The organism is Pseudooceanicola endophyticus (assembly GCF_018760365.1).
Lineage (GTDB): Bacteria > Pseudomonadota > Alphaproteobacteria > Rhodobacterales > Rhodobacteraceae > Pseudooceanicola > Pseudooceanicola endophyticus.
This window is the reverse complement of record NZ_JAHIAB010000020.1, coordinates 41473-52929: the sequence shown is the minus strand read 5'-3', so window position 1 is coordinate 52929 and position 11457 is coordinate 41473. Positions and strand designations below refer to the sequence as shown.

General features: G+C 66.0%; 9 protein-coding genes and 2 pseudogenes. 3 read left to right on the top strand and 8 right to left on the bottom strand.

What is annotated here, in order from left to right:
• Nucleotides 1-136 precede the first annotated feature (136 nt).
• Nucleotides 137-469, bottom strand: a pseudogene (locus KM176_RS23375) (transposase); the annotation flags it as partial.
• 30 nt (nucleotides 470-499) lie between these two features.
• Between KM176_RS23375 and KM176_RS23370 the strand changes: the two are divergent.
• Nucleotides 500-901, top strand: coding sequence for a hypothetical protein (locus KM176_RS23370; RefSeq protein ID WP_160897058.1), 402 nt, complete (start codon nucleotides 500-502; stop codon nucleotides 899-901).
• 127 nt (nucleotides 902-1028) lie between these two features.
• On the opposite strand, the pseudogene KM176_RS23365 reads toward KM176_RS23370, so the two are convergent.
• The 7 genes and pseudogenes from KM176_RS23365 to hisD all read right to left on the bottom strand — a co-directional run.
• Nucleotides 1029-1781: pseudogene (locus KM176_RS23365) on the bottom strand (IS256 family transposase); the annotation flags it as partial.
• A 263-nt stretch (nucleotides 1782-2044) separates the two neighbouring features.
• Entirely contained in the window at nucleotides 2045-3154 is a 1110-nt protein-coding gene (locus KM176_RS23360; protein WP_160897059.1) for a hypothetical protein, read from the bottom strand.
• Nucleotides 3155-3226: 72 nt separating this feature from the next.
• Nucleotides 3227-4831, bottom strand: a complete 1605-nt coding sequence (locus KM176_RS23355; protein WP_160897060.1) for a MaoC family dehydratase — start codon at nucleotides 4829-4831, stop codon at nucleotides 3227-3229.
• Between the two features lie 224 nt (nucleotides 4832-5055).
• Nucleotides 5056-6075, bottom strand: coding sequence for an SMP-30/gluconolactonase/LRE family protein (locus tag KM176_RS23350; protein WP_160897061.1), 1020 nt, complete (start codon nucleotides 6073-6075; stop codon nucleotides 5056-5058).
• Nucleotides 6072-7235, bottom strand: a complete 1164-nt coding sequence (locus KM176_RS23345) for an alpha/beta hydrolase family protein (protein ID WP_202398092.1) — start codon at nucleotides 7233-7235, stop codon at nucleotides 6072-6074. Before KM176_RS23345 ends, KM176_RS23350 begins: the two co-directional genes overlap by 4 nt.
• Nucleotides 7236-7240: 5 nt before the next feature.
• Nucleotides 7241-8005, bottom strand: a complete 765-nt coding sequence (locus tag KM176_RS23340) for an SDR family NAD(P)-dependent oxidoreductase (RefSeq protein WP_160897062.1) — start codon at nucleotides 8003-8005, stop codon at nucleotides 7241-7243.
• Between the two features lie 3 nt (nucleotides 8006-8008).
• A complete protein-coding gene (gene hisD / locus KM176_RS23335) occupies nucleotides 8009-9346 on the bottom strand; it encodes a histidinol dehydrogenase (protein ID WP_160897063.1) in 1338 nt (445 codons plus the stop codon).
• A gap of 175 nt (nucleotides 9347-9521) precedes the next feature.
• On the opposite strand from hisD, the gene KM176_RS23330 reads away from it, so the two are divergent.
• Together KM176_RS23330 and KM176_RS23325 are read left to right on the top strand one after the other, a co-directional pair.
• On the top strand, nucleotides 9522-10451 hold the full coding sequence (locus KM176_RS23330) for an NAD-dependent epimerase/dehydratase family protein (protein WP_160897064.1): 930 nt from the start codon (nucleotides 9522-9524) through the stop codon (nucleotides 10449-10451).
• The gene (locus KM176_RS23325) at nucleotides 10448-11410 is read left to right on the top strand and encodes a fumarylacetoacetate hydrolase family protein (protein ID WP_160897065.1); all 963 of its coding nucleotides are present in this window, start codon (nucleotides 10448-10450) and stop codon (nucleotides 11408-11410) included. Before KM176_RS23330 ends, KM176_RS23325 begins: the two co-directional genes overlap by 4 nt.
• Nucleotides 11411-11457 lie beyond the last annotated feature (47 nt).

The following is an 11457-nucleotide window of genomic DNA, read 5'->3' as shown; positions in this document are numbered from 1 at the left end:
GCCGCAGCCACCCGGAAAAAGAGGGAGGGAAGCCATGTCTTGACCCAATCATGACCCGCTCAGCATAATCCAAGGTGGGTCACTTCTCGATGGAAACCCCGGGTCAGTTCTGGGTGGAAATCAACAGCCTGCCAGTGCGGCGATACGGGATTTGCACACCGATCCGCGCCTGGCGTCGGCACAGCGTCGAATAATCCGGCACCTGCCAGTCGAGCCCAGCCATCCGGATCAGGCTCTCGACCAGCCCGACCGTTTGCCGAAGTGGAAGGCCGAAGAGCACTTTCAGCGTGAGGCAGACCTGGACCGCTGCATCAGAGAATGTCTCGGGCCGCCCACGCTTGCCGGTCTTTCCGGCGTACCAGACCATGTCGGGATCAAACCAGACCGAGAGCGAGCCTCGCTGGCGTAGCGCGGCATTGTAGTCGGACCAGTTCGTCGTGCGATAGCGCGTGGGAGAGGGCTTCGGCATGCCGCCGATCTAACGCACTGGATTCGCGCAGTGAATCCTCATCACCGATATGTGCAACAAGCCCCCATTCCCGTGCATTGGAGCCACGACAAATCTCAGATTTTCAGTGCAAATGCTGTCTTCGAAACGGCTGGCCCGGAAGAGCGCTCATGCCCGCCCTACATCCTGGAGGATCTGACGCCGACCTCCAACCCACAGGCCGTCGCCTGGCGCCACGAATGTGCCAGGCAGCCCTGGCATTACGAAATCGTCGTTCGCCGATCGGAGGAGGGCAAGGCGAGCCTCCTGCTGGTCATGGCCTCCGCGACGCAAAGCGTGCTGCTGAAGCAGGGCACCTGCGAGGACGAGGACATCTTCCATTCAGCTTTGGAGGCCATGATCGTCGAACATCCGATGGCAGAAATCAGCCCGCTGAAGCCCCCCAGACAGTGACGCCCCCGCAGTTTCCCTCTTCGCCACGGAGCACCAAAATGAAGAAGCCTCTACTTTTCCTATGATGATGTCCCAGCTGATGGTGTAGCTCATGACGGGCCTCACGTTGACCGGTGGGCCGAGCGTCTCAGTCGCGCTGCGCCGCAGGCAGGCTGACCAGGACATCATCGCAGACTGGGGCCAGCGTTTCCAGTGTCAGGTATCTTCCGCGCTGCACGGTCCATTCCTCGGTCTGCTCCATCAGGATGGCGCCCACCAATCTGCGGATGGATGCCTCGTTCGGAAAGATCCCGACCACATCTGTCCTGCGCTTGATTTCACCGTTCAGGCGCTCGATTGGATTCGTGCTGTGCAGCTTCGACCGGTGTTGCTGGGGAAAGGTCATGTAGGCGAGGACGTCCTCCTCGGCACCATCCATCAAGGTGGCGAGCTTGGGCAGCTTCGGGCGCATCTGGTCCGCGACCTGGCGCCATTGCGCCTTGGCCGCCGCGTGGTCGGGCTGGGCAAAGGCCGTGGCGATGAAAGCGGAGACGACCCGACGGCTGCTCTTGCCGGCATGGGCCAGGGCATTGCGTTGGAAGTGAACCCGGCAACGCTGCCAGGTGGTCAACAGGACGCGGGCGGTGGCCGCCTTGATGCCCTCATGGGGGGAGGAGGATCAACAAACAGTCCGGGGGACTGTTTGCCCGACGAACGAAATGACCAGCTTCACGCCTGACAGGCCGCGCCGGACGAGATCGCGGAGGAACTCGGTCCAGAAGGGCTCGGCCTCGGAGGCTCCGATCGCCATGCCCAACACCTCGCGCCTGCCGTCCGTGTTGACGCCCACGGCGAGCGTGACCGCGACGCTGACGATGCGACCGCCTTCCCAAATACACAGGGTGGCGATCAGTCCCAAACACCCGCCACGGGCGCCATTGTCGCGCGAGCGGCTTCGTCCATGGGCCGATTTCCACAGCGTGATGCTGGGCGGGCGCGGTCAGTTTGGATCCTCTGCGACTGGTCGGTGGGTTTGCCCGGTGAACGTCCGTCCACCGTGGTGGACATGGAGGGGGGCAACGGCGCCTGTCCACGGCGGTGAACAGCGTGAAAAGGCCCGGACATTTGCGGGTCCGGGCCTCGAAACTGGCAGATTACGATCCGTCAGAAGGTGTATTTCAGGCCGACCTCGTAGCTGTTGCCACGGGCGGGAACGCTGGTTGCGGGGCTATATGCCCCCGACCATCCATCGCCCGCGTCAAAGCCATTATCCCAGCCCGCCACAAGGCTCAGAGACTTGCTGAGGTGATAACTGCCTTCCGCCGCCAGGTCGCCCTGGCCGTCTGCCCCCAGGCCTAGTTCCCACTTTGGGCCCCCGAACCGGATGTCGATGATGTAATTGTGGGTCGAGGCATCATCCTCCGGGCGCACCAGGTAATAGGTGATCCGGGCGCTGCGGAACGGGCCCATCCCTTCGGGTTGCCACAGCGCTCCGAAGATCTGGCCGACGGCCGCCGAGGGCTTGCTGTTGAGGAACTGGTAGTCGTAGCTGACGGTGAGGCTATGATCCAGCAGCGGCACGTCAAGGCCCGCTGTCCGGTCGCCAAGATTGGTGCCGCCCGCCCGCAGCACCACGGGACCTGCATCCCAGCTGATCAGCCCCTCGAACGAGGGCGGCTCGTCGCCGTTGATAGTCAGGGCATTGGCGCCGCTGTAGGATCCATAGTCCTTGTCCGGGTCCCACCACAGGTCCACCGTCACGGCACCGACGCTGTTGTGGTAGAAGAAGTAATCGTTGGAATCGATCACCGTTCCGGCGGCCACGATCACGTCACTGCCCCCCGCACAGCGCCAGGTCGCCGCCACCCAGGGGTGGATGTTCACCGAGCCCAGATTGCCCACATCGCCATCCGTCCAGGGAAAGCCCATGCCGGTGCAGCGGTTGTAGGTGGAATAGCCGAAGGTGCCGAAGGCGTTCATGTCCAGCGCCACCTCGATATTGCCGATGTCGTCAATGTCGGGGGGCAGGTCGTCATGGTCGCTGCGCAGCAGCAGTTCGCCGCGGTAGGTCAGCCGCGCTTCGCCCAGGTCGATCTGGCCATTGGCCTTCAGCGTCAGCCCGGCGAAATAGTCGCTGTCCGAGTAATGGGTGTTGCCATAGGTCGCCAGGGCCTCGCCCGAGATCTGCAGAAGGTCACTGGTGTCGGAGCCCTGCGCGCAGAGGGGCTGGCCCGCCGCGGCCAGGCCGCCGGCGAGAATAATAAGATGCTTCATGGGGAATACCTCGTGGGCCGGGGGACGCGCGGCAGGGCCGCACGTCTGCGCCGGTCTCTGACGATGGAAAGGTTACCGGACGGTGGGAACCGCGGTGTCGATGGCGGCCGTGCGCGAGGGCAGGTCGATCAGGGCGCTGCCTTCTTCCCAGATGTCGCCGTCGATGGTTTCAATCCACCAGGTCAGCTCGACCTCGTGACGGCCGTTGACGATGCGCTTGCCGGTGACGCGGGATTTGACCAGCGCGATGTCTTCGGTCAGCCCATGCGTGGTGACATGGCGGTCGGCCATGCCCGGGACCCGGCTGACATAGCGCGGGTTCAGCGTGTCCGGCACCACCGGCATGCCGTTGGCCCAATGGGCGCGGGGATCCATGATTGACCAGTTCAGCGTCCGGATCCAGCCGGCATCGCCCATCCAGTTTGTCAGGTGACGGACGGCATAATCGCGGCCGGTGAAATTGACCAGCGCTGCGCGCTTGGTGCTGGAGGTATGGATTTGCGAAGTATCGACCGCCCCCGGGCGGGGCACCGGCGGCGGCGCATCGGCAAAGCTCGGCACCGGCGGGAAGGCAGGACGCTGCAGGTTCGGGTCCTCAAGGCGCCAGATGCCGTCGACGGGGTTGCGGACCATGCCCTCGAACCCGGTTTTCAGGATCCGGTCCTCCAGGGTGCGGCTGCCACCCGATCCCATGCCCATGCCCCAAGTGGGGGTGGGGCTTTCCTCGATCGGGCCATCCAGGGTCGGGGCAGGGCTGTCGCCAATGCGGACGTCTTCCCAATAGCGCGGTGTGGCGCCACGGATGACTTCGGCCTTCCAGGTGCCGACGATGAAGTCCCAGTCGGCATCGGTGTAGACATGGGCCTTGCGTTTGGTCCAGTCGGGGGCCTCCCAGATCTGGCCAAAGTCGGGATCCCTGGGTGCCTTGGCGCGATCCTTAAGGACCGATTCCTCTTCGGTCACGCGGAACACCTCGTCCGAGACCTTTTCGCCATGCTGGTTGTAAAGCGAGGCATGGGTGACGATGGACACGGCCCGCCGCGTAGAGCCCTGTTCCGGGGTCAGATCGGTCACGTCGCGGCTGTTGACGACGGTATAAAGCGTGTCGCCCGCATAGACCGGCAGATAGTTTGTGATCGAATGATTGAGGTCCGACACCAGCAGCTTGTCGCGGGCCTCGGGGGGCCAGGGGGCCATGACGCTGTCGTCATGATTGCCGAAGGTGGGGTAGGCGGGGACATCGCGGTAGCCGGCGGCCTCGGCCCGGGCGGGGTCGTGGCGGATCGGGTTCAGCGGGTCGTATTTGCCGTTCTGATAGGCCAGCCAGTCGGCGGTGACATGGATGATCGGGCCAAGGCCGGGCGTGTCCTTGGGCAGCTTGCCCGAGACCAGGGCCTGGACATCGATCGGCCCGCGGTCGCGGATCGCCTGGTTCTGCGCGAAATAGCCGGCCACGGGGCCCTTTTCATGCTCGGCATAGACGCCGGGGTAGAGGGTCACGTAATCGCTGCGCTCCATCTGGCGCATGTCGAGGCCGGGCGGGGGCAGGGGCCTGGAGCCCTGGGCCACCGCCGTGGGCTGGATCAGCACTGTCGCGTCCTGGGCCAGGGCCAGGGGGGACAGGATGGCAGTCAGGGCGCAGCCCAAAAGGGCCGCCCGAAGGGTACGGTAATGCATGGTTCCTCCCGAAAATGACGGCGGCGCATCCTCCTCGCGCGGCCGTTACCCAAGGTGATTAGGGGGTCGGTCGGATCTGGAGAAATCGTGAATTCGGATCGCATCTATCGCCTGGACGCATAGCTGGGGCAGGGCAGGGGACAGGCCGAAGGGGCCCCCGCGACCCTGCGCGGAAGCCCCGGAAGCGGGCTTATGCTGCGGTGCAGCAATGGCGGTGGACAAGCCTACCAGTAGATCAGCGGCAGACCTGCGACGGGGGCGTCGAACCAGGGGATGGTGCTGCCGCGCAGGGATCCCAGGTAGACACGCCTCAGGTCCTGCCCGCCGAAGGTCAGGGAAGCCATCCAGGGGCAGGCGGTACCGCCACAGGCGCCCATCAGCTCGGGGGTGACGCGGTTTTCCTCCCAGGCGCGGTCCAGGGCCGCGAGCGCCGCCTTGTCGCCGCCCGCATCCAGGATCGTCAGCAGGTCACCCTCGGGGGTGATGGCCACCAGACGGTCGGCCATGATCAGCGTGGTCCAGAGGTTGCCATGGGCATCGAAGGCGATGCCGTCGCAGAAGCCGCCGACATTCGAGGGGCCGTAGATTTCGCGATCCGTCAGCCTGTCCCCGCTGACGCGGAAACGGGTGATGTTGCGGCTGGTGGTCTCGGCAACGTACAGCCATTCCTCGGCGGGATCGAAGCGCAGCTCGTTCGTGCCACAGAGGTTGTCGGCAACGATGCGGGCGCCGCGCTCGTCGATGAGGGCAATGTAGCCGTCGCGCGAATTGGTCTTCACGTGATCGGTCCAGGGGTTCATCGTGGTGGTTACGGTCAGCCACAGCCGGCCCCGGCTGTCGCGGGTGACGAAATTCGCCTTGCCGAAGGGCTGCCCGTCGACATTGTCGATCACCACCGAGGTCTTGCCCCCGCGGGTCATCCGTTCCACCCGGTCGGTGCCGAAATTGGCGATCAGGAAATCGCCGTTGGCGTCAAAGGTCAGCCCGTTCGGCAGGCTGCCCCGGGTGTTGACCAGCCGGTCCTCGAACCCCGAGGCAGTGTTGGCCGTCAGCCCCTCCTGCAGGATCAGGGTCTGGGTGCCGTCGGGGTCGATGCGCATGACGCCGCCGCGCCCGTCGGCGCTCCACAGCGTTCCGTCGCGTTCCGCCAGGATGCATTCCGGGCGCTCCAGGTCGCGGCCGATGAATTGCAAATCGACCGGGTCGATCTGAAAGCCGATGAGGGGGTTCTGCTGATCCTTCATCCATCCATCTCCGCAAAGGTTTCGGCCATCCAGTCGGCCAGCATGTCGCGCATGAAGGTGCCGTTGTCGGCGCCGCAATGCTCGACCTCGAAATGCTCGGGGCCGGTGATGAAGAAATCGACCTTGGCGGCATTCACGGCCTGGTCGCGGGACTGTTCGGCATATTCCACCGGGATCTGTCGGTCGCCGCCGCCATGCATGATGAAGAACGGGCAGCGCATCCGCCCGATCACCGGCGTCAGGTCCATGTTGGGCGCCCAGTCCATGAAGGTCTGCTGGCTGTCCTTGCCGAAGACCCAGCGGACGTGGTCCCAGTAGTGCGGCACCGGGTTGTCGCCCTCGCGGGCCATGCGGCGCTTTTGCATCTCGCCCCAGTTGTGGTTGGCCCCCATCACGCAACACAGCGCAAACCGGTTGTCCATCGAGGCCACGCGCGGCGCGAAATACCCCCCTAGGCTGAGGCCGAACATGCCGATCCGTTTCGGATCGACCTCGGGGCGGGTCAGCAGATAGTCGAACGCGGCAGACCCCCAGCCTTCGGCATCGTATCGCCCGCACAGCCCCAGCAGGCGCAGCGCCTCGCCGGTGCCGGGCTGGTCGATCAGCAGTGTGTGCATCCCGCGCACCCGGTTGGCCTCGGGGTTGCCGGCGCCGAAGATCTGCTCCTTCATGCTGTCCAGCCCGTTGCAGGAAACGACGCAGGGCGCCGGGCCTTCGACATCGGCGGGGATGAACAGGGCGGTGTAATGTGCACCCTCGTAGGGGATCTGGACGAATTCGACCTTCAGCCCCTGCAGCTCGATCCCCTTGCGGAAATAGGCCAGCCCGTCCTTGTAGGCCTGCATCCGGGGCGGATAGTCGCGCGCCTGCATGCGCTCGGCGGTCAGCAGGTAGTTCGAGGCGCGCTGGTACTTGATGCCCGCCGACAGGTGGCGCCCCTTCGCCAGGTCCGCATCGGCCGAGGCCAGCACCTTGTTCGCCACATCCATCCAGCTGTCGAAGAACAGCGCGGTGCCCGCGTCCTCGCCCGCGCGGGCGGCCTCCAGGATGGGGGTGCAGGCGGCGTTCACCTCTCCCAGGTTGCCGCCGCACATGACTGCCAGGTTGGTGCTGAGGTTCCAGACGTAATTCGGAAACGGTTCCCACATGATCTTGGTCATCCTTGTCAATCTGCGGTCCAGCCGGCATCGACGACAAGCGACGTGCCGGTGACCAGCGCCGAGGCGCGCGAGGCGAGGTAGACCACCGCGCCCATCAGGTCTTCGACCTGGCCCAGTCGGCCAAGCTTGATCTTGCCCAGCACGCTGTCGCGAAAGGCCGGGTCCTCGAAGAAGGGTTTCGTCATCGGGGTCTCGATGAAGGTGGGCGCGATGGTGTTCGAGCGGATGCCGTGCCCTGCCAGATCCAGCGCGAAGCTTTTCGACATGCCCTCGACCCCCCATTTCGACGCACAATAGAGCGACCGGTTCGGCCCGCCCACATGCCCCATCTGCGAGGACATGTGGATCAGCGAACCGGGCCGTCCCGCCGCGATTAGCCCTCGTGCCACCGCCTGCGCCACGAAGAAGGCAGCGCGCAGGTTCAGCCCCAGCACTGCGTCGTAATCCTCGGGCGTGACGTCCTGCATGGGTTTGGGGCGGTTGGTGCCGGCGTTGTTGATCAGGATGTCGAAGGGCCCCGCCGCGGCAATGGCCTGTGCTGCTGCCGCGCTGTCGGACACATCAAGGGCCAGCGCCCGGGCCTGCTGGCCACGGCCGCGGATCGCCTGGGCGGCGGCCTCAATCTCGGGCAGGGTGCGGGCGGCCAGGGTGACATCGGCGCCCTGTTCGGCAAGGGCTGCAGCGCAGGCCAGGCCGATGCCCCGGCCTGCCCCCGTCACCAGCGCCCGTTGCCCGTCCAGCCGGAAGCCGGGGGAAACCGGTAGCTGCATCGTTCAGCCCTCGACCAGGTCGGCACCAGCCATGGGCGCGGCACCTTCCGCATAGGGCACGTTCTGCTGGCCATAGCGGCGCACCCGGACGTTGGCCTGCTCGGCATGGCCCTGGAACCCTTCCAGCATGCACAGCCGCGAGCAGTAGCGCCCCACCATCGCCGAGGCCTCGTCCGTCTGGACCTTCTGATAGGTGTGGGTCTTGATGAACTTGCCGACCCACAGGCCCCCGGTATAGCGCCCGGCGCGTTTCGTCGGCAGCGTATGGTTGGTGCCGATGGCCTTGTCGCCAAAGGCCACGTTGGTGCGCGGCCCAAGGAACAGCGCGCCATAGTTCACCATGTTCGCCAGATACCAGTCGTCCCGGTCGGTCATGATCTGAACATGTTCCGAGGCGATCTGGTTCGCGATCTCCAGCGCCTCGTCGTGATCCCCGGCGACGATGACCTGGCCGTAGGTCTCCCAGCTTTTGCGGGCATGGCCTGCGGTGGGCAGGATCTCCAGCAGGCGCTCGATCTCCAGCAGCGTCTCACGGGCCAGCCGTTCCGAGGTGGTCAGCAGGATCGCCGGGCTGTCGGGGCCGTGCTCGGCCTGGCCCAGAAGGTCGGTGGCGCAGATCTCGGCATCGACGGTTTCGTCGGCGATCACCATGGTCTCGGTCGGACCGGCGAACAGGTCGATGCCGACGCGGCCGTAAAGCTGCCGCTTGGCTTCGGCGACGAAACTGTTGCCCGGTCCCACCAGCATATCGACCGGATCGATGGTTTCGGTGCCAAGCGCCATGGCGCCGATCGCCTGGATGCCGCCCAGGGCATAGATCTCGTCGGCGCCGGCCATGTGCTGGGCGGCGACGATAGCGGCGGCGGGCTGGCCCTTGTAGGGCGGCGCGCAGGTGATGACGCGGGGCACGCCCGCCACCTTGGCCGTCAGCACCGACATATGCGCCGAGGCCAGCATCGGATACTTGCCCCCCGGCACATAGCAGCCCGCGTTCTGCACGGGGATGTTGCGATGGCCCAGGATGACGCCCGGCAGGGTCTCGACCTCGACATCGCGCAGCGCCGCCTTCTGCACCTCGGCAAAGCCGCGCACCTGGGTCTGGGCAAAGGCGATATCGGCCAGGTCCTGCTTGGACATCTGCGCCATGCAGGCGTCGATTTCCTTTTGGCTCAGGCGGTAGTCATCGCGGTCCCAGCCGTCGAATTTCACCGAAAGCTCCCGGATCGCCGCGTTGCCGCGCGCCTCGATATCCGCCAGCGTCGCCTCGACCGTCTCGCGCACGCGCTTGTCGATCGCTGCCACGGCAGAGGGTTCCGCCCCTTCCTTCAACCACTTCGCCATCTCTCGTCCTCCTCGGATGGTGGTTCGGGAAACCGGATCCCGACGGCGCATCCATCGGTTTCACGGATGGGTCCCTTCACCGCCATCGATGGAGAACCCATTGTTTTCCTTGCGACTCTCTTTCTATTCAAATATTGGTTGGTCGAGCAATCAAATAATGACGAGAGGAGGTCGCATGAAGGTCGTGGTGATTGGGGCGGGTGGTTTCGTCGGCCGCCAAGTGGCAGAGATCCTTGGCCAACGGCCCGGGATCGACCGGCTTCTTCTGGTGGACCGGGTGGCACCAAAGCGCAGGGGCCCGGGGATCGAGGCGCTGCAGGGCGACATTTCCGACCCCGCGATTCGGGCGCGCATCTGCGAGGGGGCGGATGCGGTGATCTGCCTGGCGGCGATCCTGGGTGGCGCGGCCGAGGCCGACTATGCCCTGGCACGGCGGGTCAACCTGGATGCGACGCTGGACCTGGCCGAGGCGCTGCGCGATGCGAACCCCGCGACGCGCTTCGTCTTTGCCTCGACCATCGCGGCCTATGGCAAGCCGATGCCCGATCCGGTGACGGATGCGACGCCGCTGGCGCCCTCGATGGTCTATGGCGCGCAGAAGGTGATGATGGAGGTCGCGCTGTCGAACTTTGCCGCGCGCGGCTGGCTGGATGCGCTGTCGCTGCGCCCTTCGGGGGTGATGGCGCGCGACGGGGCCGATGCGGCGCTGCGCACGGCCTTCCTGTCGCGGCTCTTCTGGTGCATTCGGCGCGGCGAGGACATCACCCTGCCGGTCCCCGAAACGGGGCGCACCTGGCTGACCTCGGTGCGCAATGTGGCGCAGAATTTCGTCCACGGCGCGCTGCTGCCCGATCCGGGGCCGGTGCGCGCCTTCACGCTGCCCGCCCTGTCGCTGACCTTTGCCGAGCTGGTCGAGGCCCTGCAGCGGCGTTTTCCCGACAGCCGCGCCCGGGTCCGCTTTGCTCCGGACCCCGAACTGACGGCGCTATTTGCCAGCTATCCGCGGCTGGTCACCGAAACCGCCGACCGGCTGGGCTTTGCCCGCGATGCCGATGCCGATGCGCTGGTCCGCGATGCCATGATCGAAGAGGAGGAGATCGCATGAGATTTGCAACCCTGCCCGACGGCAGCCCCGACGGGCGGCTGCATCTGGTCAGCCGGGACAACACGCGCTGCATCCCGGCGCAGGCCGCGCCCACCCTGCAGGCCGCGCTGGAAGGCTGGGATGCGCTGAGCCCCGCGCTGCAGGCGGAATACGCCGCGCTGAATCAGGGCGGCGGCCAGCCCTTCGATCCGGCGGCGGCGCTGGCGCCCCTGCCGCGGGCCTGGCAATGGCTGGACGGGTCGGCCTTTGAAAGCCACGGCGATCTGATGGATGCGGTCTTCGGCTTCGAGAAGAAGGAAAAGACCGGCCGTCCGCTGATGTACCAGGGCGTCTCGGACCGCTTCCTGGCGCCCTCGGCCCCCGCGCGGATGCCATCCGAGGCCGACGGCATCGATTTCGAAGGCGAATTCGGCGTGATCTGCAAGGCGACTCCGATGGGGGTGAACGGCAGTGCCGCCGATCACATCGCGCTGGTGGTGCAGATCAATGACTGGTCCCTGCGCAAGCTGGCCCCGGTCGAGATGAAGACCGGTTTCGGCTGGATCCAGGCCAAGCCGCCCTGTTCCATGGCCCCCGTCGCGGTCACCCCGGACGAGCTGGGCGCGGCCTGGCGCGATGCCCGGGTCGACCTGCCGCTGAACGTGGAATGGAACGGTGCGGCCTTCGGGGCGCCGAACGGCTATCACATGGCCTTCGGGTTCGATGATCTGGTGCGCCACGCCGCCTATTCGCGCGATCTGGTGCCGGGCACGGTGATCGGATCGGGCACCGTCTCGAACAGCACCTTCCGGCAGATCGGTTCCGCCTGCATCGCCGAGCGCCGCGGTATCGAGACCCTGGACGAGGGCGCGGCCCGGACCCCCTTCATGTCCTTCGGGGACGAGGTGCGCATGGAATGCCGTGCCGCCGACGGTAGCGCGCTGTTCGGGGCGATCCGCCAGACAGTCGTCGCGGCCTGATCCCCGCCTGCAACCGCATACCTAGAAAAGGGCGCCCCCTCGCAGGG

Excerpts from the sequence above, each read along its gene's own strand:
- KM176_RS23360 (WP_160897059.1), bottom strand. The coding sequence starts at position 3,154 with ATGAAGCATCTTATTATTCTCGCCGGCGGCCTGGCCGCGGCGGGCCAG.
- KM176_RS23355 (WP_160897060.1), bottom strand. The coding sequence starts at position 4,831 with ATGCATTACCGTACCCTTCGGGCGGCCCTTTTGGGCTGCGCCCTGACT.
- KM176_RS23350 (WP_160897061.1), bottom strand. The coding sequence starts at position 6,075 with ATGAAGGATCAGCAGAACCCCCTCATCGGCTTTCAGATCGACCCGGTC.
- KM176_RS23345 (WP_202398092.1), bottom strand. The coding sequence starts at position 7,235 with ATGACCAAGATCATGTGGGAACCGTTTCCGAATTACGTCTGGAACCTC.
- KM176_RS23340 (WP_160897062.1), bottom strand. The coding sequence starts at position 8,005 with ATGCAGCTACCGGTTTCCCCCGGCTTCCGGCTGGACGGGCAACGGGCG.
- hisD (WP_160897063.1), bottom strand. The coding sequence starts at position 9,346 with ATGGCGAAGTGGTTGAAGGAAGGGGCGGAACCCTCTGCCGTGGCAGCG.
- KM176_RS23330 (WP_160897064.1), top strand. The coding sequence starts at position 9,522 with ATGAAGGTCGTGGTGATTGGGGCGGGTGGTTTCGTCGGCCGCCAAGTG.
- KM176_RS23325 (WP_160897065.1), top strand. The coding sequence starts at position 10,448 with ATGAGATTTGCAACCCTGCCCGACGGCAGCCCCGACGGGCGGCTGCAT.